At 44.4% G+C, this 23,866-nt stretch carries 21 protein-coding genes and 1 pseudogene; 7 read left to right on the forward strand and 15 right to left on the reverse strand.

The window, feature by feature from the left end; all coding sequences use genetic code 11:
- The first annotated feature begins 192 nt into the window (after positions 1-192).
- On the forward strand, positions 193-1,218 hold the full coding sequence (locus tag ACR64G_RS10770; protein WP_435979288.1) for an SDR family NAD(P)-dependent oxidoreductase: 1,026 nt from the start codon (positions 193-195) through the stop codon (positions 1,216-1,218).
- A 119-nt stretch (positions 1,219-1,337) separates the two neighbouring features.
- On the opposite strand, the gene ACR64G_RS10775 is transcribed toward ACR64G_RS10770, so the two are convergent.
- The 3 genes from ACR64G_RS10775 to argS form a co-directional block, all read right to left on the reverse strand.
- The gene (locus ACR64G_RS10775) at positions 1,338-2,429 is read right to left on the reverse strand and encodes a PTS transporter subunit IIC (RefSeq protein WP_435979289.1); all 1,092 of its coding nucleotides are present in this window, start codon (positions 2,427-2,429) and stop codon (positions 1,338-1,340) included.
- Between the two features lie 90 nt (positions 2,430-2,519).
- Positions 2,520-3,314, reverse strand: a complete 795-nt coding sequence (locus ACR64G_RS10780; protein WP_435979290.1) for an SPOR domain-containing protein — start codon at positions 3,312-3,314, stop codon at positions 2,520-2,522.
- Positions 3,315-3,423: 109 nt separating this feature from the next.
- Complete coding sequence (gene argS / locus ACR64G_RS10785) at positions 3,424-5,253, reverse strand: arginine--tRNA ligase (protein ID WP_435979291.1); 1,830 nt, start codon at positions 5,251-5,253, stop codon at positions 3,424-3,426.
- Between the two features lie 330 nt (positions 5,254-5,583).
- Between argS and ACR64G_RS10790 the strand changes: the two genes are divergently transcribed.
- Complete coding sequence (locus tag ACR64G_RS10790; protein WP_435979292.1) at positions 5,584-5,802, forward strand: DUF2788 domain-containing protein; 219 nt, start codon at positions 5,584-5,586, stop codon at positions 5,800-5,802.
- 35 nt (positions 5,803-5,837) lie between these two features.
- Here ACR64G_RS10790 and cmoB read toward each other — a convergent pair whose 3' ends face one another.
- The 3 genes from cmoB to cmoA form a co-directional block, all read right to left on the reverse strand.
- On the reverse strand, positions 5,838-6,881 hold the full coding sequence (gene cmoB, locus ACR64G_RS10795; protein ID WP_435979293.1) for a tRNA 5-methoxyuridine(34)/uridine 5-oxyacetic acid(34) synthase CmoB: 1,044 nt from the start codon (positions 6,879-6,881) through the stop codon (positions 5,838-5,840).
- 237 nt (positions 6,882-7,118) lie between these two features.
- Entirely contained in the window at positions 7,119-8,477 is a 1,359-nt protein-coding gene (locus ACR64G_RS10800; protein WP_435979294.1) for a KAP family P-loop NTPase fold protein, read from the reverse strand.
- A 357-nt stretch (positions 8,478-8,834) separates the two neighbouring features.
- Positions 8,835-9,617 carry a carboxy-S-adenosyl-L-methionine synthase CmoA gene (gene cmoA, locus ACR64G_RS10805; RefSeq protein WP_435979295.1) on the reverse strand — a complete coding sequence of 261 codons (783 nt, stop codon included), beginning with the start codon at positions 9,615-9,617 and terminating at the stop codon, positions 8,835-8,837.
- Between the two features lie 224 nt (positions 9,618-9,841).
- On the opposite strand from cmoA, the gene msrA reads away from it, so the two are divergent.
- The 3 genes and pseudogenes from msrA to ACR64G_RS10820 all read left to right on the forward strand — a co-directional run bounded on the left by msrA (position 9,842) and on the right by ACR64G_RS10820 (position 11,913).
- On the forward strand, positions 9,842-10,363 hold the full coding sequence (msrA, locus tag ACR64G_RS10810) for a peptide-methionine (S)-S-oxide reductase MsrA (protein WP_435979296.1): 522 nt from the start codon (positions 9,842-9,844) through the stop codon (positions 10,361-10,363).
- A gap of 125 nt (positions 10,364-10,488) precedes the next feature.
- Positions 10,489-11,169, forward strand: a pseudogene (gene tmpT / locus ACR64G_RS10815) (thiopurine S-methyltransferase).
- Between the two features lie 30 nt (positions 11,170-11,199).
- On the forward strand, positions 11,200-11,913 hold the full coding sequence (locus ACR64G_RS10820; protein ID WP_435979297.1) for a DUF1499 domain-containing protein: 714 nt from the start codon (positions 11,200-11,202) through the stop codon (positions 11,911-11,913).
- Positions 11,914-12,041: 128 nt separating this feature from the next.
- On the opposite strand, the gene ACR64G_RS10825 is transcribed toward ACR64G_RS10820, so the two are convergent.
- The 5 genes from ACR64G_RS10825 to ACR64G_RS10845 form a co-directional block, all read right to left on the reverse strand.
- Entirely contained in the window at positions 12,042-13,121 is a 1,080-nt protein-coding gene (locus ACR64G_RS10825) for a ThiF family adenylyltransferase (protein ID WP_435979298.1), read from the reverse strand.
- A 5-nt stretch (positions 13,122-13,126) separates the two neighbouring features.
- Positions 13,127-13,726, reverse strand: a complete 600-nt coding sequence (locus ACR64G_RS10830) for a thiamine phosphate synthase (protein WP_435979299.1) — start codon at positions 13,724-13,726, stop codon at positions 13,127-13,129.
- Between the two features lie 147 nt (positions 13,727-13,873).
- A complete protein-coding gene (locus ACR64G_RS10835) occupies positions 13,874-14,722 on the reverse strand; it encodes a thiazole synthase (RefSeq protein WP_435979300.1) in 849 nt (282 codons plus the stop codon).
- Between the two features lies 1 nt (position 14,723).
- On the reverse strand, positions 14,724-14,927 hold the full coding sequence (gene thiS, locus ACR64G_RS10840) for a sulfur carrier protein ThiS (RefSeq protein ID WP_435979301.1): 204 nt from the start codon (positions 14,925-14,927) through the stop codon (positions 14,724-14,726).
- Positions 14,908-15,948, reverse strand: a complete 1,041-nt coding sequence (locus ACR64G_RS10845; protein ID WP_435979302.1) for an FAD-dependent oxidoreductase — start codon at positions 15,946-15,948, stop codon at positions 14,908-14,910. The genes thiS and ACR64G_RS10845 overlap by 20 nt, the downstream gene beginning before the upstream one ends.
- 384 nt (positions 15,949-16,332) lie before the next feature.
- Between ACR64G_RS10845 and ACR64G_RS10850 the strand changes: the two genes are divergently transcribed.
- Positions 16,333-17,778, forward strand: coding sequence for a lytic murein transglycosylase (locus ACR64G_RS10850; RefSeq protein WP_435979303.1), 1,446 nt, complete (start codon positions 16,333-16,335; stop codon positions 17,776-17,778).
- A gap of 83 nt (positions 17,779-17,861) precedes the next feature.
- Here the strand turns inward: ACR64G_RS10850 and ACR64G_RS10855 are convergent, their stop codons facing one another.
- The 4 genes from ACR64G_RS10855 to ACR64G_RS10870 form a co-directional block, all read right to left on the reverse strand.
- Positions 17,862-18,161, reverse strand: a complete 300-nt coding sequence (locus tag ACR64G_RS10855) for a hypothetical protein (protein ID WP_435979304.1) — start codon at positions 18,159-18,161, stop codon at positions 17,862-17,864.
- 141 nt (positions 18,162-18,302) lie between these two features.
- Entirely contained in the window at positions 18,303-19,310 is a 1,008-nt protein-coding gene (locus tag ACR64G_RS10860) for a DUF4062 domain-containing protein (RefSeq protein WP_435979305.1), read from the reverse strand.
- A 180-nt stretch (positions 19,311-19,490) separates the two neighbouring features.
- The gene (gene murI, locus ACR64G_RS10865; protein ID WP_435979306.1) at positions 19,491-20,396 is read right to left on the reverse strand and encodes a glutamate racemase; all 906 of its coding nucleotides are present in this window, start codon (positions 20,394-20,396) and stop codon (positions 19,491-19,493) included.
- A gap of 180 nt (positions 20,397-20,576) precedes the next feature.
- Positions 20,577-21,302 (reverse strand): DUF1285 domain-containing protein, encoded by a 726-nt coding sequence (locus tag ACR64G_RS10870; RefSeq protein WP_435979307.1) that lies wholly within the window; start codon positions 21,300-21,302, stop codon positions 20,577-20,579.
- 821 nt (positions 21,303-22,123) lie between these two features.
- Here ACR64G_RS10870 and ACR64G_RS10875 point away from each other — a divergent pair.
- Entirely contained in the window at positions 22,124-23,761 is a 1,638-nt protein-coding gene (locus tag ACR64G_RS10875) for an electron transfer flavoprotein-ubiquinone oxidoreductase (RefSeq protein ID WP_435980715.1), read from the forward strand.
- Positions 23,762-23,866 lie beyond the last annotated feature (105 nt).

Consider the following 23,866-nt stretch of genomic DNA (forward strand, 5'->3'; position numbering starts at 1 on the left):
ATCCAATACAAAGAACGATACAATGCGACTGACATTTGTTTTTTGCAGCCTCTGTCAGCATAGACACAGCAAGCAAAAAAATAAATAGCAGTGGCGCGGCCTTAAAAGTCGTCTCTCTTTTATTGTGAACCTACTATATTATCCCTTAGAATCTTGCACGACCATTATCTATCATACAAAGGACTGTTCATCATGCTTAACAACGTTACCGCTATCGCAAACTCGCTTCGTCAGCACCTGCCTTTTTCATCGAACCAAGAGCAAGACATTGCCCCTTATTATCAAAATCACGTGGCCGCTATCACGGGAGCAGGCTCTGGTATGGGGCGCGAGCTAGCGCTTCATTTAGCGCAGATGGGCTGTCATCTGGCGTTGTCGGATATCAATGCCGAGCAACTAACGCAAACCAAAGATCTGCTTGTGGGTTATGATATAAAAGTCACCACCACTACGCTAGATGTCTCAGATAATAAAGCGATCGAGGTTTGGGCGGATGAAGTTATGAGCGATCATGGCAAGGTAAATTTCATCTTTAACAATGCAGGTGTCGCTCTGTACTCAACGGTAGAAGGCAGTAGCATTAGCGAGCTTGAGTGGGTAATGGATATCAACTTTTGGGGCGTCGTTTATGGCACTAAAGCGTTTTTACCTTTGATCAAAAACAGCGTAAAGGCGAGTGAGATCGACAATGACAGCCAAGCCAACAATCAAGACAATAGCTCACGTCAGTTTAAAGAGCACGGTCATATTATCAATATCTCAAGTCTGTTTGGTTTGACGGCTCAGCCCTCACAGTCGGCCTATAATGCGAGCAAATTTGCGGTACGCGGCTTTACCGAAAGCCTGCGCCAAGAGTTAGATATCCAGCAGAGCGGGGTATCAACTACTTGTATTCACCCAGGCGGTATCAAAACCAACATTGCCAATAGCGCACGCGGCAACAATAGTATCAGTGACATCGGTATGCGTGCTGGACCTAAAGCGATCCAAAGTTTTAATAAGTTTTTGAAGTTTGACGCCAGCGAAGCGGCTTGGATTATTTTGCATGCAGCGGCAACCAATCAGCCACGCTGCCTAATCGGTAATGACGCCAAAGTGATAGATGCATTGCAGCGCGTATTCCCAGCGCGTTATAGCAATGTGCTAAACGATGTTAATAAATTGTCTCGTAAACTTAAGGGTAAAAAACCTGCCAAAACTCATAGAAAAGCTGATTAAGCTCAGACAGTTTTAGGTACACAAGTTATTATACAAAAACCCCAGCCATTAAATATGGCTGGGGTTTAATGTTTGACTACAGCTAAAATATATATGACAAATATCTAAGTTAAAAAACACTAAGGCAACTTCATATCACCAGCGACCAACCAGCCCATACGGCGCATCATATAAGCGACAAGTCCTGAGATAACCGCAGGCAGTACAAACATCAACAAGATAATAGCCGTCCACATCTGAGCACTACTCATAATCTCTTTTGAGGCTTCAATCACGCCGAATACGCCAACCAATCCAGCCGTACCCATGCCCGCCCCTGTCGCGGTGCAAGCTAGCTCAAAGACGACCGTCGCAACAGGACCCACGACAGCACTAGCGACAACGGCAGGCAATAATATCAAAGGCTTTTTGAGGACGTTTGGAATCTGGAGCATGCTTGTGCCAAGACCTTGTGAGATGACACCACTAAAGCCATTATCTTTGAAACTTGCGACCGCAAAGCCAATCATGTGCGCCGCGCAGCCAACGACCGCAGCTCCGCCTGCTAACCCGCCTAAGCCAATCGCAATACAAATTGCCGCACTTGACGTCGGTAAGGTCAATAAAATACCAACGACGACGGCTATGACAATCCCCATAAGCAGTGGTTGCAACTCCGTAGCGGCTTGAATGCCCTGTCCAATGGCATTGACCGCCGCGACCACGGGTGGGTTGAGTAGTGCACAGACCGCGAGCGCAACCGCACACACTAGTAATGGCACTAGCAAGATATCTAGCTTGGTCTTGCCAGCGATCCAGTTGCCAGCACGATAAGCAAAGACCGTGGTCAAATACGCCCCTATCGGATTACCTGGCAGTGCGATAAAAGTAGCAGGTCCGCCGACTTGCGGGGTAAATAAAGTACCTGCCATCAGCGCTTCAGAATGCGCGCCTAGCATACCGGCGACTAGGCAGCTGAGCATAACGAGTGTTGGCGCTTTGAGATAATAAGCGATGCCAACACCGATACCTGCACCCATCAAAATAGAGGCCAGTTTGCCAACAGCGACTAATGCGGGCACGTTAAGCCAGCCACCAATCTGCGAGATAATAAGGCCTGCAATGAGAGTCACGAACAACCCGAGTGCCATGCCCGTAAAAGCATCGATAAAGTATTTTTGAAAAAAAGCTTTGATAGTGCTAGGCGGCGCAGCTGAAGGTGATAGAGTCATAGTCATACTCTCGATAAAAAATAAGTCAAAAAAAGAGGATAAAAAAAAGCGCCGTATTGACGCTTTTAGATTGAATGGACTATGATCACCCTAACGGCGCTGCTCTACGATAATAGAATCAATGCCGTTATTTTGCAGACGCTGCTGAGCGCTTGCAACCGCTTGTCTATTGTTTATAGGTCGTGAGATAACCTGATAGATAGGTAAGCCATTACCCGTTGTATTTTTGACGACTCTAGCATCTACCCCTGCCATGAGTACTTGTGCACGGCGGCGATCAGCTTCATCGGCATTACCAAAGCTATTAATTTGTAGGATATAAGTGGCCGCAGGCGCAGCTCGTTGTACACTTGCCGTACCCGTTTCAGCCGCTCTATTAGAGGTCGTATTATTAGCGGGCGGCGTACCATCGTAAGTAGTGTTTTCTTCAATGATAACAATGTCATTATCAGCCGTATCAGTATTGCTACGGCTAGGTTCTCTTGTCGTACTCTCAGCAATGCCAAAATTGCCCGTATCTGTAGGGCTTGAGGTATCTTCAGGCTGGTTGACTACGACGTCTGGCTCAAACTCGTTAATGTTGCCAGTCTGACCATCAATCTCACCTAAGTCCTCGTCTGGTATAGTCGCCATCTCTTGATTAGGCAAGATGTCATAGAACTCGTAGTCGCTATTATCGGTATCGGTATCCACACGTGGCTGTACTTGACGGTCAGGGTCGGAGCCTGCCGTGCTATCAGTCGGACTAAAGTCAAACAACGGTGATAAGTACAAAAACACCCCGATCATCAGCGTCAATATCGCCCCAACGAGCATCCACAATAAGCCTGATGCGCTACTTGATTTGCGCTTTTCTGTGGCGCCTCTTGGTTTTTTAGCTAACATAGATCTTCTCCTGAGCGATTCTCTAGCAACGAGTCTTATATCATGGCATTATATCAACAAGTGCAAGGGCGCTTGCTGAATTCTTTATGGATTTAGGTATATAGCAAGACTACATGCTAGTTGGTGCTGATAAACCAAGCAGTCCTAGTCCATTTGCCAGTACTTGTCTAACGGCTTTGGATAAGTGCAGACGCGCCTGCATCATATCAAGCTCGTCCTGACTTGGTATCGCACCCGATGTCAAGCTTAGTGGCAAGATCCGATTGGTGACATACCAGCCATGGTACAGTGCTGCCAGCTCTTTGAGATAATTGGTCATCATATGCGGCTCGTAACCGGTTGCAGCACGTAAAAGCGTCGCAGGGTAAGCGGCGAGCAGCTTCATTAGCTCCTCTTCACTTGGGGATGTCAGCAGATATTGTTGCTGTACACCCATAGCATCATCGACGCTCAGACCGCTGACTCGCAACTTCTCTAGTACCTGACAGATACGGGCATGAGCATATTGAATGTAATAGACCTGATTGTCCTTGCTTTGCGATTTGGCAAGCTCTAAGTCAAAATCAACGTGTACCTCAGGCTTACGCGCCACATAATAAAAACGCGCGGCATCGTTACCGACCTCGCTTCGTAGCTCACGCAAGGTCACAAACTCGCCCTTACGCGATGACATGGGCACTTTTTCGTCCCCGCGCCACAGGGCAACGAACTGTACCAATACCACATCGAGGCGATCGGCATCGATTCCTAGAGCAAGCAGCGCCGCTCTCACGCGCGGAATATAACCATGATGGTCAGCGCCCCAAACGTTAATGACTTTATCAAATCCACGATCGAACTTGTTCTTATGATAAGCAATATCTGAGGCAAAATACGTAGTTTGACCATTAGCGCGGCGCACAACACGATCTTTTTCATCGCCAAAGTCTGTGGATTTAAACCAGATATTGCCGTCTTTTTCGTATAGATAACCCTTGTCATCTAATATCTGAAGTACAGGTTCTATATCGGCATCGATAGAGCGCTCATGGAACCAGCACTCGTAACGCACGCCAAAGTCATTGAGATCGTCCTTGATATCCGCCAAGATACCATTTAGAGCGGCGTCCAAAAACAGCGCATAGTTATCACCAAGTAATGCTTTGCTATTAGCAATGAGGCCATCAATGTGCGCTTCTTTATCACCTGACAGTAGCTCCTGCTCACCTGCTTCGTCGGTTTGATAATGCGCGTCTGCAGGCACGTCCAAAACAATATCGGCAAAATCATGAACATAGCTATCACCATGTTCTACTTTGAGCGCCTCTGCGATATCGCGGACATAATCACCGACATAAGCGTTCGATGGAAATACAACTGTCTCGCGATTAGCTTGCAGATAACGCAAATAAGTACTGGTCGCCAAGATATCCATCTGCCGACCCGCGTCATTGACATAATACTCGCGTGTCACATCATAACCCACGGCCTCTAACAAGTTTGCCACGCTCATACCAAATGCCGCTCCGCGTCCATGCCCGACATGCAAGCTTGAGGTCGGATTGGCAGACACAAACTCAACTTGCACCTTTTGACCCTTAAACTGCTCGCTGAGACCAAAGCGATCTTGCTGAGTAAAAATATCATTTAACACCGCAAATTTAGCATCGCTATTTAAAAACACGTTGATAAAACCAGGTCCTGCGATATCGACTTGGCGAATGTCTTTGTTGCTAGGCAAAGCATCGACAATACTTTGCGCCAATGCGCGTGGATTACTCTTAGCCGCTTTTGCCGCACTCAAGGCGATATTACTGGCAAAGTCGCCGTGAGCAGTATCTTTGGTACGAGTGATTTGGCTGTTATTGTGCCAATCAGCAGGCAAGACGCCTTGGTCTTTTAAACTTTGCGCTGCGACGTCAAACAATTGGACTAACGTATCGATTTGGGCTTGTGACATAAGACTATAAACTCAGATAAAAAATAAGATAAAAGGAGCAAAAGACGAGTAACTCGTAAATATAACAACCTTTAGAGTCGATTGCATCTTTATTGCAAAAAAGAACGTCACATTTTATTTGTTAGACTTAGACCATAACCTTAGTATTTTCGGTAATATCTCTGTTTTCGATAGAAACATATTATGAATTTAGATGACCAGCTGGTCGTATTGTTTATAGCGTTCCTGTTGTATCGCAGTGCTGTGATGCTCATATCAGTATAGTTACGCGCTATAATGCGTCACAAATCAGATTCTTATGACTAACTTTGCCTGATACAGGACATAACCATGTTTGCCATTGCCGCCAGTACCGTCACCAGTTGGGGACTCTATGTCCTATTACCGATCTTTATTGCTTTTTTATTCTTTATTGTTTGGGATATCTCCAAAAAATCTGAGGCAGGACGCGCAGGTACTTTTTGGATTTTTTTGGCATTAGGCGCAGGCTTCGTGGGTTTTATATTCAAGATATTATTAGAAGTCGCTTTTAAAAAATGGCTGATATAATCAGCACTGTTAGCGTTGCGGCTGTAAAATCGAATTTACTTCTTGGCAATGATGGTCGCGCGCTTCGGCGCAGGATAGCCTTCAACAGTTTTGGTGTGATCATTAGGATCTAAGAAATCAGCGAGCGATTGATACGTCATCCACTCGGTTGCTCGTTGTTCTTCAATTGTAGTCACATCCACATCGACACAGCGCACATCGCTAAATCCTGCCTTCTCTAACCAGCCAATAAGCGCCGCCACCGATGGCAAAAAATACACGTTATTCATCTGCGCATATCTATCATGTGGTACAAGTACGGTATTAGTATCCCCATCAATCACTAACGTCTCAAGTACCAATTCACCGCCTTTTACCAGCTGCCCTTTGAGCTGTTGCAAGTGCTCAAACGGTGACTGACGATGATACAGCACTCCCATGCTAAATACCGTATCAAATAGCTGACTGCCTTGGTCGCTACTGGCAGGCAATGCCTCTAGCGGTACAGGAATATAGTGCGTTCGATAAGCGTCAGCTGCGCCAATAAAATGCCGAATCGCCATAAACTGATGATAAAACAGACATGACGGATCAACGATAATGACCGTATCCGCACCAGCGCCTGCCATACGCCAACCATGATACCCAGAGCCGCCACCGACATCGAGCACGCGCCGACCTTTTAGCGTGCCCAAATGCGGTACGACCCGTTGCCATTTCCAATCACTGTGCCATTCAGTATCAATCTGAATACCTGACTCATCATCGCCAGTTTGACCGCCAATTTGAAACGGCCCTTTGCGCCATGGCATGAGCTGTTTTAATAGCGCTACTATTTGTTTGCGCTGAGACTCACTCAGACTTGCCTCGATCGTCAACACATCATTGTCTAGGTCGACATTATCAACGGTTAGTTCTGGCAAACGCGCCACCGCCGCTTGGTAAGCTGGCGCGTGCGCATAGTTGGCTTTGTCTTTTATATCACCCAGCCACGTTGGTAATTGCTTGAGCCACTCATAAGCGCTTGGTTGCTGCTGCGCCAGCTCCAGTAGTGTTAGATATAGTTCGCGTTCGGCGTTAGCAATGGTTTGATTGATCATAAAAGTTCAGTATTTATTTGTTGGTATGTTGGGCGATATTTTAAGGAGTGAAGGCCACAAAAGCAAAAAGATTAGCCTCTAGATTTGGGTTCTTTAAAGATGGGCAAATATGCGGGGCGTGGGACGGTTTTCTTTAACGATTTATGCGTGCCTCGTCCCTCGGCAAGAGCTTTCGTCTTACACTCGGACGAAGCAGTGCTTTGTAGTTTCTTCGCTTCTAAGTTTCAAATTTACGGGTCATTCAAAAGCCATTATATTTGCTACTTCTATAATTTGGCCAATTGCTCTTTTAGTATATGGAATTTCATCCATGAAATAATAATGTTTCATGTATGAAGCCCATTTTTTCTGCTGGTCTTCCGATACAACATAGTTTTGAGTGTTTTTATTACAATCTCTTCCAAGCACAAACATCACAAATTCGAAAACCTCTGGACGTGTGTTTCCTCCTTCCTCAAGAAAAGGGGTTTTCTCTACCCCTAAAAACTCACCTAGAGTTTTAGCGTCAATGTTACCTCTTTTAATTTGTCTCAATAATGCAGGCTGGTAGCAAACTAGCATAATGCCAATCAGTTTTAATAATGTGTGACCGATATAACGGCGCTCAACAAAAACCTCTGAATTAGAAAGACTTTGCACAATCTGTATATGTAAAACCAATGTCTCTATTTCTCTAAGCGAAAGATTTTGATGCTGAATCAAATGATAAATAGCGCTTTTAAAATAAGATGATGCCAACAAACTTTCAGGTAGACAGCCCTTTTCTTCTATAAGAGAGACAAAGTGATAGCCTGCTGCTAAAGTAGGTGAACCTGACACTCTATCGGCATGAGAAGATAGTTCAAATCTATACTTTATAAACTTATCTAAGTAGCGTTGTGCATCAACTGCCTGACCATAACAATGATTTATAGAAGCTCTCAACTGCTGGGTATTAGTTATAAGTACAAAGCTAACACCTTCAACATCGAACGTGTGCTTGATTATCTCAAGCATATCGACTGCGAAGTTTGGTCTACAACGATCAAGTTCATCTATAAATATAACGATAGGATTTTGAGATGCAATCGCTGTTAGAGTAGTTTGCAATGTTTGTAAACTCTTTTCTGCTTCCACATGATCTTTAAGTATTAGCTCTGCTGTTTTGTCGATTGAATCATCAGCTACTTTCTGAATCACCTCATCGAAATCGTTTATAATATCCGTAAAGTCTTGTCTTAAAAGATGAGAAATACCAGCCTTAGCTACTGTTTTAAGAGTATAACGTACAGCTGGCAATACTCTATTTATAAAAGCCTTTCTACGTGGACCTTCAGGCAATATTTTAATAATTTCTGCTAGTACAGTCATCAAAGGCTCATCAACATGATCAGCTTTGAAAGCGTCAATATAAATTATATTGTGTGTACTATCTTCTTTCATTAGATTAATAAGTTTATGACAAAATTCAGTCTTACCTGTGCCCCAACTACCGTCAATGACCGTTGGTGAAATATCTATATCAGACTTTAAAAGCTTAATAGCTTTCTCAGCGATGCTTTTACGCTTAAATTCGTCACGATCATCAAAAGTTTTTGTTGTAATATCCATATCCATTTTATAGTTCTCTTCTAATTACAATCTAAATCAGTAAAAACATGCAATGCCGTAGGGTGCGCCCAGCGCACCCATTTAAAAAGATGGTTGTTTATCGGTGCGCTGGACTCACCCTACAAGACTTCAGTTTTTTAGTAAGATAAAGCTTTAACTACGGCGAATATAATCACGAGAGCGATGTCACCGCTAGCCCTGACTGAAGCGGTTATCCTGTCATAACTGCTAGGTTGCAAAGGCTTGGCGGGTCAGGGTGTCGCGGTAGCAGCAACCTGTCCCGCCTATAGCCGTGCCCTAGCAGTTATGGCAGATAATAGCGGACGGCAGGAGCAGCTCCCACTATTTATTCAAAACAAAACCCTATTTAAACGCCACAATAGAAACAAAATTTAAAAACTGAAACCATGTCAAATGCCGCTTGAAACCAACTTGTGCCAGACGTGCATGATGCTCATCCAAAGTATCGGTAATCAGGACGTTTTCTAGCGCATTACGCTTGCCGCTGATTTCCATCTCGGTATAGCCGTTGGCGCGTTTAAAATCATAATAACGCTCAACCAACCACGCATCGTATTGTTCATCAAAAGCATGGGTCTTTTCGGTCAACACCAATATGCCGCCCTCGCTCAGCGCATTATAAATAGTCTCTAATACCGCTACCCTATCGGCTGCGGGTAAAAACTGTAAGGTTAAGTTTAAAATTACCATGTCACAGGGTTCAAGCTCGACATCACGAATATCAGCGGTAATCACTTCAATATCGTGCTCAGGATAATTATCCTTAAGTAAAGTGGTCGCCTCGTTTGTCATCGCAGGCGAGATATCTATCGCTTTAATCTGTAAGTCTTGCGGCTCAAACTCGCCCGCCAGCGTCATACTGGCCGCGCCAAGTGAACAGCCCAAATCATAAATTCGGCTGACACGGCCTTTGTCACTCTGTTGACGATACTTACAATGACGACGGGCAAATATGGGCAGCATCGCTAGCACTTGACCGTAACCTGGCACACTACGGCGGATCATATCAGGGAAACAAGCCACCACTTGCTCATCGAAAGAAAAGCGCGCCGCTTTGTCTAGTGGTGTAGTAAACGGTTTATCAAATAGGGTGTCATGTTTGATGGCAGGCTTGGATTGGCTCATGGTGCGACTCGTTGTGGCAGTATCGTTGTTGAATACGCATTACAGACAGTAAAGGTAGCAAACGCACATTATAACATTACTGTTTGTTACTTATTGCATTTGGTACGCCTGCTACTCTAAACGGGTACGGCTAAGGTCAGTGAACCATTGAAAATCAAGCATTTGCAACCATATAAAGACCTTAGCTCACATTTATAACAACAGATATAATAAAAGGAAAAACTATGCAAACCATTATATTAGGCGGTGGCTGTTTTTGGTGCACCGAATCGGTATTTTTATCGGTAAAAGGCGTACAATCTGTCGTCTCAGGCTATATGGGCGGGGACGCAGCTACGGCTAATTATCGCGCTGTTTGCGGCGGTAATAGTGGTCATATCGAAGTCGTCAAAGTAGAGTATGATGACTCTGTCGTACCGTTAGAAGTCATCCTTGACGTATTTTTTGCCACTCATGATCCCACTACAATGGATCGTCAAGGCAATGATGTCGGTAGTCAGTATCGTAGCGCAGTGTTTTACACCGACGAAGATCAAAAACCAACTGTTGATCGCACGATTAATAAACTGCGTGACATGGGTCTGGACATCGTCACTGAAGTCCATCCCGCTGTAGAATTTTATGATGCTGAAGAGGAACATCAAGATTTCTTTAACAGAAACCCTAATCAGGCGTATTGTAACTTCTCTATTCCACCCAAACTTGCCAAACTACGTAAAGAGTTTAGCCAGTACATGGTCGCTTAAACGCTTAAAGCTGTTAATGATTGATAAAGCCAAGGGTTGATACGCTTGGCTTTTTTGTTGCATTTAGCGCTATGATAGCTAGCGATGACAACTATGTCTGACTGCAATATTTTAGGAGTAATCTTATGAATCCAGAGTTTTGGCAAGCGCGTTGGGGTGAGGGTCGTAACGGCTTTCATAAGTCTGAGGTCAATCCGTTGTTGCTCAAATATTTTTCAGCTTTAAAGCTAAAAAAAGGTAGCCGAGTATTAGTGCCTTTAAGCGGTAAATCATTGGATATGGCATGGTTAGCCGCGCAGGGTTACGAGGTCGTTGGTATTGAGCTGGTCGAATCTGCGGTACAAGAGTTCTTCGCTGAACATAGTATCTTGCCAACTATACATTAGCATGCGGATAATCCAGCTGTTAGGGATTATCAGGGTCAATTGGCAGGACAAATTATAACCTTATGGGTTGCTGATATCTTTGCGCTCGGTGCTGATGATATAGGTCATATTGATGCAATTTATGATCGAGCCGCGCTAATCGCTCTACCGCCTGATGTGCGTCCAAAATATAGCGAACATATCCGTCAGATAACTCCTAACGCGCCGCAACTACTGATCACTCTTGATTATGATCAAAACCAAAAAGACGGCCCGCCATTTTCTGTTAGCCTTGAGCAAGTAGAGCGGTATTATAGTAATCATTATCAAGTTACTGAGCTTGAAAGTAACCCCTCAATGTTAAATGCCAACGCAGCCCTTAGCGTCAGCGAGCAGGTTTGGTTGTTGAGCCATCGACGAGAAGCTAAATTAAACGCTTAAATGGTGAGTAAATAACTAAAGAGAAGTCCTATGAAAATTGTCGTTAGTCTTATGAGTGTCATCGCTTTTCTATTAGTGCTACTCCCGGGCCCACTCTATAAGTTTGGTATCGTCGATTTGGGGACGGCGTTTGCAGGCTTTACTTTTGGCATGATGGCAGGCGGTATCGCGCTGATTATGCTGATCTTACAAACCCTATTTAAACGGGACACGCTCACTACAAGCAGCGTTGTGATAGCCGTTACGTTATCTCTGATTGCGATTATCATACCGCTAGGTATGCTCAGTACCGCCAAAAGCGTCCCGCCCATTCATGATATCTCAACCGATATAGTCAATCCGCCAGAATTTGTCGCTATTGCTCCACTACGCGCTGATGCGCCCAATCCCGTCGAATACGCGGGTAGCGAGACTGCCGAGCAACAACGCAAAGCTTATCCTGAACTGCAAACCTTAACTTATACGCAATCAAAGTCAGAACTAATGGAAGCTAGCGAACAAGCCGTCAATAATTTGGGCTGGGAGCTTGTCAATACGGATACAAGCGCAGGTATCGTTGAAGCGACAGACACTACGGTTTGGTTCGGTTTTAAAGATGATGTTGTCGTTCGCGTGACAGACAATGGCGATGAGCGTTTGCTCGATATTCGCAGTAAATCACGGATTGGCGGTAGTGATTTGGGTAAGAATGCGGCGCGTATTCGTGACTTTATTAAAGCGTTAGATGAGGTTTTGGGAGAGTAGGTTTTTGATAGTAGAAACACATTCGCCTAATTCTGATAGTGTATTTCTTTTCCATTATGGCAATGACCTGCTACCCAAAAAGATAGCAAAGACTTTAGACTATTAAGTGAAACCTTTTGCAAAGTTGCTTATAACCAAACTGCTACTTTCTCAAAACCTTGTTGTATGGCCATATCCGCCACCATCAGCGCTCTAGAACCACTGGCACAGGTAAAGACTAGGCGTTTGTCTCTGGGTAGTGTGCGCAAGCTTTGGGCATTATAATTAGGATCTGATTGGTTTATAGGTTGGTGCTGATCACAAAACTTTGGCTGCTGCGCAACTTCAGCGCTGCTACGGACATCAATTATCCAATCCTGATCAGCATTTTTGTTTGTACTATCGTCTTGTCGAATATCGCTTTTTGCAATAATCTTTACACAATTCTCAGGTTCAGTTGCACCTGTAAAATCAATAATGGTCTGACGATAACTCCACATATCTAAACTGAGTAAACGTCCTGCCAGTTGGTGTTTATCTTGCACTACCACTTTTATCACTTCTTGAGCTTGTAATATACCCATTATACCTGCAGCCGTTCCTATCACACCTACACTGTTGCAGTTCTGATCTGCAGGAGGTGGGCTTGGGAAGATAGCTCTCATACTTGGACAGTCAGACTGTCCTTTGATACTAGAATGGCAAAACACCCCTACATATCCCGTCACACCCATCACTGATGCTGATACTAATGGCTTACGGGTTTTTAGACAAAAATCACTAAGTAGGTAACTCAAAGCAAAGTTATCAGAGGCATCGACAATCACAGTAGCTTCTGCTAGCAGATCATCAATGTTACTAGCAGTCAGTCTGAGGTTATGGCTGATAATTTCTATATCGTAATTTAGTTGTATGAGCGTGTCTCTAGCTGTCTCAGCCTTGTAATGGTCGATATCAGCTTCGCGGTATAAAATTTGTCGATGCAAATTTGTCAAACTGACTATGTCATGGTCAATTAAAGTTAGTTTACCTACACCAGCACCTGCCAAATAAAGGCTTGCAGGAGAGCCTAGCCCGCCCATACCAACGATAGCGACATGACTATCTAAAAGTCTTTGCTGCCCAAGTAACTTAAGTTGTGATACTCCTATTTGGCGCTGATACCGATCTTGTACTTGGTTGTAGGAGCGCTCAAGGTCTAGGATGTTGTGTCCAGCTATCTTATTCATTGCAGTCACTTTGCCCTATCCAACCATTGTTTTAGGCGCATTTCAGGATTTTTGTTTTTGAGGACATCACTGACCACACTTATACAGTCTGCACCAGCATCATAGACGCCCTGAGCACGTTCAATAGTCAAGCCCCCTATCCCAACTAAAGGTATATCACCGATAGCATGCTTCCATTCACGAACCCGATCAAGCCCTTGCGGTTGCCAACGCATCTTTTTTAGAGTGGTCTCATAGACGGGTCCTAAAGCAATATAGTCAGGCTTGATTGCTAAGGCAATTTGCAACTCTTCGCTGCTATGCGTACTGATGCCCAGCTTCATGCCAGCTGCTTTTATTTTATCCACATCAGCATGTACTAAGTCTTCTTGACCAAGATGTAAATAGTCGCAACTTGCCTCAAGGGCTAATTCCCAATAATCATTAATCACCAACTGGCAGTCTACAGCTTCACACTGTTTTTTTGCTTCAATAATTTGCTGCATAATAACTGCTTTAGGTTTATCTTTAAGGCGCAGCTGCACCAATCTTACTCCAAGTGGCAACAACCGAGGCAGCCATGATACGTCATCTACAATCAAATAAAACTTTGGAAAATTTTTCATTGTTTTAGGTCTGCTCGTTTTGACGATCAACGCTCAATGAATTAAGAGTAGGGTCTGTTGACTACACTTAGCTCATTTACGTCGAACTTTTATAAGGTGTCAGGATGACTAAGTTTACCTCAAAGAAATAACGAGAGCTAGAATACCTTATGAGTCAAACCAAAACGGTGTCCCTATGATAGGTGTAGAAGGACTCGCCATGTCACGAGGTAGAATAGGTGTTGACTGATACGCTTGCCTGCCAGCTCTAATTGCTTTTGCAAAAGCAGTGGCCATTGTTATAGGGTCACCAGCCTTAGCTACCGCCGTATTTAACAATATAGCATCATAGCCAAGCTCCATCGCCTGACACGCTTGTGACGGTAGGCCAATACCTGCATCTATAACAAGGGGCACATCAGGAAAGTAAGCACGCAAGGTTTGCAATGCTTTTGGGTTTTGTAACCCCTGACCACTACCAATCGGAGCACCCCAAGGCATAAGTACCTCACATCCTGCCTGTAGTAGTTTTTCGGCGACAATTAAGTCGTCGGTCGTGTAGGGATATACCTGAAAGCCTTCATTACTTAAAATCTGAGCAGCTTCAACCAGTGCAAAGACGTCAGGCTGTAGAGTATCTTCGTTACCGATCAGCTCAAGCTTAATACGCGGAGTATCAAACAATTCTCGTGCCATATGCGCTGTCGTTACAGCCTCTTGTACCGTACGGCAACCTGCCGTATTAGGTAAAACGTAGCTACCTGTATCCTTGATAAGTGACCAAAACTGTTGCCCCGCCCCATCCACTCCTGCCTCCCGCCTTACTGAGACGGTCACCATTTGTGTTCCTGACCTTGCAATCGCTTCAGCTAACACTTTAGGTGAAGGGTACTGCGCTGTCCCCAATAACAGACGGCTGTCAATAGTTAAGTCATAGAGCTTAAGCGGGTCACTATTTAGGTTATGAGCTTGATCGCTGTTAACGTCAAACAAGCTTAGATTTGTGGTTTGACTCATATTAACCTCCCTGCATCGGTGCCACTACCTCGACTTGATCGCCATCACAAATCATATAGGTGGCGCGAGTATGCCTTGCGATAAAAGCTCCATTAACCGCTGTGGCGACACGACTATCTGCTTCAAAGCCCTGCTCTAACAGTAATTGAGCCAATGTCTCAATGTCCGTTTGCATCGCTGTTCCGTTAAACTGAATGTTCGTCATAAATTAAGGCACTCAATGCTGGGGGACTGTTATGCTGCAATATAAGGTCGCAAGCTATTTTGGCACAAGCTGGCGCTAATAGATAACCATGCCGATACATACCATTGATAAGCAGACGCCTCCCCTGTTTGATGATTTTGGGCAAGTTATCGGGAAATGTTGGACGCACATCAACGCCGATCTCTACGATTTCTGATTGAGAAAAAGCGGGATTGACAGCATAAACCGCAGATAGCAGTTCCATAACTGAGCGTACTGATGCACGTTCACGTGAGGCACTCTCAATCATAGTCGCCCCCAACATAAACTGCTGATTAGCACGAGGGACAAGATAAATAGGAAAACGTGGGTGCAACAGCCGTACGGGACGTGAGAGACTCAGCTCAGTATTGTATAGATGTATCATCTCTCCTCGTACACCGCGAATATCGGATAATTTGGCGCTCGCACTATAACCTCGACAATCAAGTAGCCAACTGTCCTGTTTTTCAGCGCTAGTAGCCAACTCATCGATCTCAGCATCACTAAGTGTGGTGCTGGTAACCACTTTTGCATGTTCACACACCTTCTTCCACAACACACGCAAAACGCGTCGAGGCTCGATGTGTGCCTCAGTCGGATAGAACAGAGCATCTTGATGCTGATGCAAGATTGGCTCAAGATCGTGTAACTGCTTTGCCCCTAGCTTTTTCCATTGCTGTGTTTTTTGGGCGAAGTGCTTAAGCATATTTTGATCACGGTTTGGTGAGATAACCACAGTACCATTATCAGTATATTCACAATCAGCATTGTATTTACAGAACGACTGCCAATAACGCATTGATATACCTGACAATTCGCCTATTAAAGGTTCGGCTGACTCCATCTCACAGTAAGGTGCAAGCATACCCCCTGCCCACCAAGAGCAGGCGCTCTCATCAACTCCTGTGCTGGCGGTTATGACTTGGACTTGGCAACCTGCATCAATGAGCATATCAGCACATGTCAATCCAACAACGCCTGACCCTATAATCGTGATCATTTTAATTCTTTAATGTTTTTTCTATAGTTTGGCTATATTATAACAATGACATTATGATAAAGATATTAATAAGATGGCTTGCTATATATCACCTACAAAGTATCAGTTTAAAATTGTAATATAGCCAAAATAAAGACCAATCAGGGCCACACTGTAAAATAACATTACAAAGACATCCCTATTTCACTTTAAAGCTTTAAGAAGTAAGACGGTTAATGGTGATACAGTATCCAAAACACATAAGCTGATTCATAGGGTCACAACGTGCTACGATATCTTTTTATCATACTTAGTTTTGATGCCGAACACTCAAACATGCCCTACTCTTTAACAACGTTACTAAACCTTATTATCGGTTATCTCTAATGACCACAGGATATTTTTATGCGCATATCTACGCTCTCTCTATTCATCGCTGCCATTGGGTTTAGTCTTGCCAGCACCGCTCAAGCGGCCAAACCGGATGCTCCTTATTTATCCAATAGCGAGTTTCAGCAGTGCTTAGATGGACTCAAAAATTCCAGCAAGTTTCGCGATGTAGACAATTATACTTTTAATAACTACCGCCCAAGCGAACCTGATCCTAGTGTGATTCAATCACTGAACTATCAGCCCGAGTTTCAAAAAGACGTTTGGGATTATCTATCAGCATTAGTAGACAAAGAGCGCGTTGAGGACGGCATCCGTGCCAAGCGTCAATGGGGCGATACCCTACGTCAGATTGAATCACGTTATGGCGTCAGACCTGAGCACGTATTAGGTGTCTGGGGCGTTGAGTCAAACTTTGGACAGACTTTGGGCAAAAAGCCTCTGTTTGAGTCGTTGGCGACCCTGTCTTGCTTTGATCGTCGACAAAGTTACTTTCAAGGTGAGTTCGCTAATGCCCTCAAGATTGTACAGCGCGGTGATATTGCGCCAAATGATATGACGGGCTCTTGGGCAGGAGCGTTTGGGCAAACGCAGTTTATGCCGAGCACCTTTTTGGAGTTGGCCGTAGATTTTGATGGTGATGGTCGTCGAGACCTTGTCAATAGTGTGCCTGATGCGCTAGCCTCTACTGCCAACTTTTTGGACAACCGCGGCTACCGCACGGGCGAGCCTTGGGGTTATGAGGTCAAACTGCCTGATGGATTTTGGGCAGCTTCCAATCGTAAAGACAAAAAGTCAATAAGTTATTGGCGTAATAAAGGGTTAACGCTTGCTAATGGCAGCGCGTTACCTTATACCTTAGATAGCGCAGGTTTACTGCTGCCAGCAGGTATGGACGGACCAGCATTCTTAGTGGGCAAAAACTTCGATACCTTTTACTCATATAATGCTTCAGAGAATTACGCTCTTGCCATTGCTCATCTATCAGATCTGATCATGCGTGAGGACAGCAGCAAAACAGACTTTGTTACCGCATGGCCAACCAGTGATCCTGGTATTAGCCGTCAACAAGCAAAAGATATCCAGCAAGCGCTCCTAAACGCCGGCTATGATATCGGCGGTGTCGATGGCATCATTGGTGATAATACGCGCACCGCTATTCAGCAATATCAGACAAGCCGCGGTATCTTTCCCGCGGATGGGCGCGCAGGACAGAATTTTTATCGCGCTATTGTCGGTAATACCGCACCAAGTCGTCCTCAGTACGCCAATCAGTATGGACAGCCAGCAGGTGCACGTCCATTGACACCTGCGCCAGCAGATCGCATGGGGCAACTGATTCAGCAGCAAACGATAGCGCCAAATGCACCCTCAAATTCATCACCGACGCCTGTAAGTAACGTACGTTATCGCCGTGTCATTGGTGATGATGGCGTGACGCGCTTGGTGCGTATCGACTAAAAGGTGTGGGTACAAACTAGAGATAGAAAAAAGCCACCTCATTGCTAATAAGGTGGCTTTTTTACTACAATAGATGTTTACTACTATACGATAGGCGGCGGGTTAGGCTCGCCATTGTCACCGTCCCAGTTTTCACGAGCTTTCTCATCGAGATCCGCAGATGTTTTAGGTTCCCATTTGCCATTCTCTTTCCACGTCGCATCACCCCAGTCATCGTTTTCTTCTTTTCTGTCTAAGTCTTTATAGGCTTGACTAGGATCAATACCACGGCGCTTCATGTCTGCTACCTGCTCCTCAAGCGTACGGAACTGATCGGCGTCATGCATCGTATTTTCTAGAGTATCGATATCTTTTCTTAAATCGTCTCTTTTAGAGTCAGTCATTATGCTCTCCTTATGTTTTTTAATAGTTATAGAATCACGTTATAGTGCACATTATCTATCAATAAATGCAAAATTGACAACGCAGACTCGTATGCTTTGTATTACAAAACGTAGTCTTAGTCAATTGTCGATCGTTAATTACTAAGGACTACTGACAAAATCTTGCTGCTCTTTTGATAGTTTTTTGGCATAAAAGGTCAACTTCCAAAGTTCTTGTTTGACTCGTGCGCCAAAAGTGGTGAGCTCAATCCAGTTGGCTGCAACCAGTTGCCGCTGTAGCCTATTAAGATCATTTTGAGCGATCTGACAACGAGCAACCGCATGAACCTTGGGCATTAGCTGCTGAACATCGTTTTCAGCTTTACTAGCAATCAAACGGTTGATACTGCTTTGGAGGCCATAACTTGAAAAGGTCGGTGATATCTTGATAAGCGCTTGTAATATTTCAAGCCAAGTCAAAGCAATGGGCATCGTCACCTCCGTTAGATTGCCGCCCTCATAAGCATGAGCAGTGTATTGAAAGCTAAATATTTCAGTAAGTACGATGGGTCTACTCAAACTGGGCGAAGCAGTAGTACTGGCAGTAGAGCAGCTATTTTGATCTTTAGATACTCTAGTCGATACTGAGCTTCTACGCGGCGATAGCATCGTTGACTCGTTTGCAAGTGGCGAGCGTTCTCGTGTCTTTGTCCAGCTGCCTGTTATCTTTTGACTGGCTATGATTTCGTCATGGGCTCGTATGAGGAGCTGCTCCATTTGGGTATCTTCATCGTAGTAATGAATATATTTTGCATGCTTTTCAACCGTACGGATAAAGTCTGTTAGAGGCGGTTCAATGTTAATGAGTTGATGATGCGTCTTTATAAGTACGAGCAATGGCTTTAGCTTGGCTTCAGCGCTCAAATAGCTCAAATGCATTTGACTGACGCCAGTACGCTGCGTGGTACCGTATCTATCGTCGATGATGATTAGCGCATAATCGCAGGCATCGATACACTGACGTCCATAGAGAGAGGCTTTGGGTAATTTACTTGATACATCGTAAGTCAAAAAAGCACGTTCTTGAAAGGCGATGGCTACGCTATCTAAAGTTAGTGACTGATCGTTGTCAGCACGTATAACATGAATGTGATAGCAATAATTCGACACGATAACCTCTAATATTAGACCGGGATGGATTAATCGCCTATCTAGATGCACTCATTAAAATATATTCAGTTTTTTTTATACAGCCTAGCACAGCTCAGTTTTGAGTGTAAATTTTATTATTATAAAGGGCTGATACCGGTTCATTCTAAAACATTATTAGCAGTAGATAAACTCATTTTGCTATGGCTCATAACATGCTATTAATGGTGACAGAACGAGCGTACGCGTGCCTAATAAACGCTGGATCAGCTGTCCAAGATTGTCATCATATTTGCTTGCATAAAAAACTAGCGGCCATTGAGTATGACCATCTATAGGGTAAACGCTTATAGCATTACTTAAGGGTTCATTATCTAACACACTGATAGACGGCGCTAATAGCTGATGACTTACTAGTAACTGCTTGACTCGCTCAGCAATGGCTTGACCTGAATCAACCACTTGCATGGATAGCTGCTGCTCTACAATGTACTGCTGAATAAATGTCTTAAAAAAAGGATAATGCGTGCAACCTAAGACCAGCTGATCTACGCCTTGCTCAGCGAACCATTGAAGTTGCTGACGCAAATCCTGAGCGGTGATGCTATCCTCTGGCATGCCAGCCTCAACCCAAGGGACAAGGTTGGGATCAAAATATTTAGTCACTTTTGTTAGATTGGGCCGTGCCACATTAGCAATCACCTGATTGAGCAAAATACCATCTAATGTCGCTTTGGTTGCTAATACTGCCACATGAGCGCTCTTGCTGGCGATGACCGCAGGTTTAAGCGCTGGGACAAGACCGACGATAGGAAGCTGAGGATAGTGAAGACGCGCCGTCTCTAACGCGTGAGCGGATGCGCTATTGCAGGCAATAACGATAAGCTTGCAGCCTCGCTCATATAGCCATTTCACTGCTGATAGAGTCAAAGATTCGATATCTTGACTGTCGCGATTGCCATAGGGCACATGCAAAGTATCGGCGTAATAGATGTAACGCTCAAACGGTAATTGCTCAGTTAAATGTAGATAAACGGACAAACCACCAATGCCAGAATCGAACAAACCTATCGGCTTGCTCGTCTGTTTTTGTGCAGCAACATTCATGGTTTTACTATCATCATTATTAATACATTATTATGGCGGTTATAGAGCATCGTTATGGCAACTATAGAATAGCGTTGTATCGCACTATTTACTATAAAAGCCATTATATACTTAGCATTTGTGAACTGGCAAACAGTAGATGGCATTCTGCAAAGACTAGCAAGCAAAGTCTAGTAGCACTTATTCGGCAGGCATAGACAACTGGTAAGATTTACCACCACTTTGCAATGTCAAAATAGTTTCACCGTTTTGTTCCGTCAGCTTACCAATCTCAATCAAATGATAAAAAGCATTGCGACCGATAAGAGCGTCCAAGCTGTTTCTCACTGGCATATAGGGACGAACTTTTGAATCCTCTGTGCTATGACTATTCGTATCTTGGTCATTTTTGATTTGGCTGTTCTCTTCTTGGTCACTATCTCCTTGATACTGACGCAGCGTAATAGGATGCTCGTCGTCCAATCTGACAACGTCACCAGTTGTCGTCGTAAACTCTAACCATTGCTCATTGTCTTCGTTGACAATACCGATATCATTAATGAATAAGGGGACGTCTTCAACGGTGATACGCATTTTTTGAACAGGTGTCTTCAAAAAATAAACTAAACGGCCCTCTTCTTCCTCTGCCCACAACACTGTAGCAAAAAGGCTAACAAGTGACTCTCGGGTCATATGACCACCTTCATGCCACCATTCCCCATTTGCTTTGATAGTTAAGTCCATATCGACGGTGTTTTCAGGATGCCATTTCTCGAGAGGCGGTATGCTGCGACCCTGCCGAGTTCCTGCTTCTGACTTTAAATACTGGTCCAATGCCTCCATGTTATTTAGACTAGAAGGCCGACCATTCGTGGTTTCGCTGTCATTGGTCAGCTGATTTGTAGTGTCACTATTATCGTTATTCATCTTGTCGTTCTCCAGTGATTTATTGAAGTTTGCTGTAAGCCATATGAGTATTAGATTTGGTTTTGTATATTATGACGCTATATCATCAAATTATGTTTAACGTAATAACCTCACCATACCACTGATAGTTCTAAATGCGTATCGTGTTTGTACGACTTTTCTTTTATAATGAGTAACGTTTTTTATCCAATCATAAGTGTTGGCGTTGCGTTGTAGGTTACGATAGTCAATTCTAATTTGATCAACCCAATTTTTGCATACCTTATATTTAGACGCTCATATTTATACGTCAATATTTAGGTATTGATATTGATGATAATAGTTATATCGCAAGTACTAAGATTAAAGACAAGTACTTAGACCAGAGAAATGTCCCTTGATATCCAAAAGACCATTTTTATTGGGCAGCCTTATCAGTGCAGCAAGACTTATTGTTTAATTGCAGCGCTTGTAATGTCCATAGATAAGCCATTAAGAACTCAGGAGTAGCTATGCAAGAACAAGATAAGCAAACGCCAGTTGTAGATACCGAGACTGTCAACACTGACAAGACTGCGGTTGTCGATACACAAGAGTTAGAGGCAACCACACTTGATACGACCAAAACGGACAGTTCTGATACAACCGACAACTCAGCGGTGTCTTTGGACAAAGACGCAGAGGTTGATGAGACTGTCACTGAGCCTGTTATAACAGAAGAGACCGTGGCTGTAGATCCTGAGCCTATCGTTGAAGAACCCATTGTCGAAGAGCCAGTGATTGAAGAAGTCGTCGTTGAAGAACCTGTCATTGAAGAAGAGCCTGAGATTGAACGCGAGTCGATGGAGTTCGATGTTATCGTCGTCGGTGGTGGTCCTGCGGGTCTCTCGGCAGCGATTCGTTTGCGTCAGCAAGCCATTGCGGCAGGTAACGACGAATTTATGGTCTGTGTCGTCGAAAAAGGCTCTGAGTTTGGTGGTCATATCTTATCAGGTGCGGTCATTGAGCCGCGTGCTCTAGATGAGCTAATCCCTGATTGGAAAGAAAAAGGCGCACCGCTCAACGTTCCTGCGACCGAAGATCGCGTTTACATGCTCGGCTCTGCTACGCGCTCGACCAAGTTACCTGATGCGATCGTACCTGCCAGTATGCACAATCATGGCAACTACATCGTATCGCTAGCCAACGTCGTACGCTGGCTTGCTGAGCAAGCAGAAGAGCTCGAAGTTATGATGTTCCCAGGGTTTCCTGCATCTGAGATATTATACAACGACGACGGTTCTGTCAGAGGTATCTTAACAGGCGATATGGGTGTGGCCGCCGATGGCGAAGCCAAACCGAGTTTTGAGCCAGGTTACGAGCTACTTGCCAAGTACACTATCTTTAGTGAAGGTAGCCGTGGTCATTTAGGCAAGCGCCTAATCAGTCGCTTTGCTCTCGATACTGATTGCGACCCGCAGCATTATGGTATAGGTCTCAAAGAGCTTTGGGATATCAAACCTGAAAAGCATGAAGAAGGCGTTGTGCTACATGGTTCAGGGTGGCCATTGACAGATACGGGCTCTACTGGCGGTTGGTGGTTGTATTTTGCAGAGAACAACCAAGTTAGCTTCGGTATGGTTATCGATCTGTCGTACTCAAACCCTTACATGTCACCGTTTGATGAGATGCAGCGTCTAAAACTACATCCCCTTATTCGTGATATTTTAGAGGGCGGTGAACGCATCTCTTATGGTGCTCGTGCTTTAACCAAAGGCGGCTTGAACTCACTACCTAAGTTTACCTTTCCAGGTGGTGTATTAGCAGGCGATGATGCTGGATTTTTGAATCCTGCCAAAATCAAAGGCACACACACTTCAATGAAGTCTGGTATGCTCGCAGCTGAGGCTGTATTTGAAGCGGTACAAGCAGGTCGTCAGCATGATGAAGTTGTTGCTTATAGCGCTATGTATAAAGAGTCATGGCTCTATCAAGACAACTATGAGGCACGTAACTTCTCACCTGCGATGCACCGTATGGGCCAGTGGATGGGCGGCGCGTTCAACTTCATTGATCAAAACGTATTGCGTGGCAAGATGCCTTTGACTATCCATGATAACACTCATGACTATCATCATTTAGAGCGCGCTGCACATGCTTATCAGCCAGAGTATCCTAAGCCTGATGGCAAACTGGTATTCGATAAACTGTCATCAGTATTTATTTCAAACACCAATCATGCTGAAGATCAGCCTGCGCATTTGAAGCTCACCGATCCAACTGTACCTATTTCGATCAACTTGCCGCTCTATGCTGAGCCTGCGCGTTTATACTGCCCAGCTGGTGTTTATGAAGTGGTCAAGGACGCTGAAGGTGCAAAGTTCGTCATCAATGCGCAAAACTGCGTGCACTGCAAAACCTGTGATATCAAAGATCCGTCACAAAACATCACTTGGGTAACGCCAGAAGGTGGCGGTGGTCCAAACTATCCCAACATGTAGTCTTAGCTTTGTATAATGTCAAAAAACCGCTCTTATTTTAAGAGCGGTTTTTTTGTGTCTAGAAGTATAAACCGCTGATTGTAGGTACAACTCAGTAGTCTACCC

The organism is Psychrobacter sp. DM4 (genome assembly GCF_051307035.1).
In the GTDB taxonomy this organism is placed as follows: domain Bacteria; phylum Pseudomonadota; class Gammaproteobacteria; order Pseudomonadales; family Moraxellaceae; genus Psychrobacter.

What these genes read in the sequence shown, in the direction of transcription:
- ACR64G_RS10825 (WP_435979298.1), bottom strand. Translation starts at nt 13,121, where the DNA reads ATGAATAAGATAGCTGGACACAACATCCTAGACCTTGAGCGCTCCTAC.
- ACR64G_RS10780 (WP_435979290.1), bottom strand. Translation starts at nt 3,314, where the DNA reads ATGTTAGCTAAAAAACCAAGAGGCGCCACAGAAAAGCGCAAATCAAGT.
- ACR64G_RS10875 (WP_435980715.1), top strand. Translation starts at nt 22,124, where the DNA reads ATGGAGTTCGATGTTATCGTCGTCGGTGGTGGTCCTGCGGGTCTCTCG.
- ACR64G_RS10770 (WP_435979288.1), top strand. Translation starts at nt 193, where the DNA reads ATGCTTAACAACGTTACCGCTATCGCAAACTCGCTTCGTCAGCACCTG.
- ACR64G_RS10835 (WP_435979300.1), bottom strand. Translation starts at nt 14,722, where the DNA reads ATGAGTCAAACCACAAATCTAAGCTTGTTTGACGTTAACAGCGATCAA.
- argS (WP_435979291.1), bottom strand. Translation starts at nt 5,253, where the DNA reads ATGTCACAAGCCCAAATCGATACGTTAGTCCAATTGTTTGACGTCGCA.
- ACR64G_RS10870 (WP_435979307.1), bottom strand. Translation starts at nt 21,302, where the DNA reads ATGAATAACGATAATAGTGACACTACAAATCAGCTGACCAATGACAGC.
- ACR64G_RS10775 (WP_435979289.1), bottom strand. Translation starts at nt 2,429, where the DNA reads ATGACTCTATCACCTTCAGCTGCGCCGCCTAGCACTATCAAAGCTTTT.
- ACR64G_RS10800 (WP_435979294.1), bottom strand. Translation starts at nt 8,477, where the DNA reads ATGGATATGGATATTACAACAAAAACTTTTGATGATCGTGACGAATTT.
- cmoA (WP_435979295.1), bottom strand. Translation starts at nt 9,617, where the DNA reads ATGAGCCAATCCAAGCCTGCCATCAAACATGACACCCTATTTGATAAA.
- ACR64G_RS10790 (WP_435979292.1), top strand. Translation starts at nt 5,584, where the DNA reads ATGTTTGCCATTGCCGCCAGTACCGTCACCAGTTGGGGACTCTATGTC.
- cmoB (WP_435979293.1), bottom strand. Translation starts at nt 6,881, where the DNA reads ATGATCAATCAAACCATTGCTAACGCCGAACGCGAACTATATCTAACA.
- ACR64G_RS10830 (WP_435979299.1), bottom strand. Translation starts at nt 13,726, where the DNA reads ATGAAAAATTTTCCAAAGTTTTATTTGATTGTAGATGACGTATCATGG.
- msrA (WP_435979296.1), top strand. Translation starts at nt 9,842, where the DNA reads ATGCAAACCATTATATTAGGCGGTGGCTGTTTTTGGTGCACCGAATCG.
- murI (WP_435979306.1), bottom strand. Translation starts at nt 20,396, where the DNA reads ATGAATGTTGCTGCACAAAAACAGACGAGCAAGCCGATAGGTTTGTTC.
- ACR64G_RS10855 (WP_435979304.1), bottom strand. Translation starts at nt 18,161, where the DNA reads ATGACTGACTCTAAAAGAGACGATTTAAGAAAAGATATCGATACTCTA.
- thiS (WP_435979301.1), bottom strand. Translation starts at nt 14,927, where the DNA reads ATGACGAACATTCAGTTTAACGGAACAGCGATGCAAACGGACATTGAG.
- ACR64G_RS10820 (WP_435979297.1), top strand. Translation starts at nt 11,200, where the DNA reads ATGAAAATTGTCGTTAGTCTTATGAGTGTCATCGCTTTTCTATTAGTG.
- ACR64G_RS10850 (WP_435979303.1), top strand. Translation starts at nt 16,333, where the DNA reads ATGCGCATATCTACGCTCTCTCTATTCATCGCTGCCATTGGGTTTAGT.
- ACR64G_RS10845 (WP_435979302.1), bottom strand. Translation starts at nt 15,948, where the DNA reads ATGATCACGATTATAGGGTCAGGCGTTGTTGGATTGACATGTGCTGAT.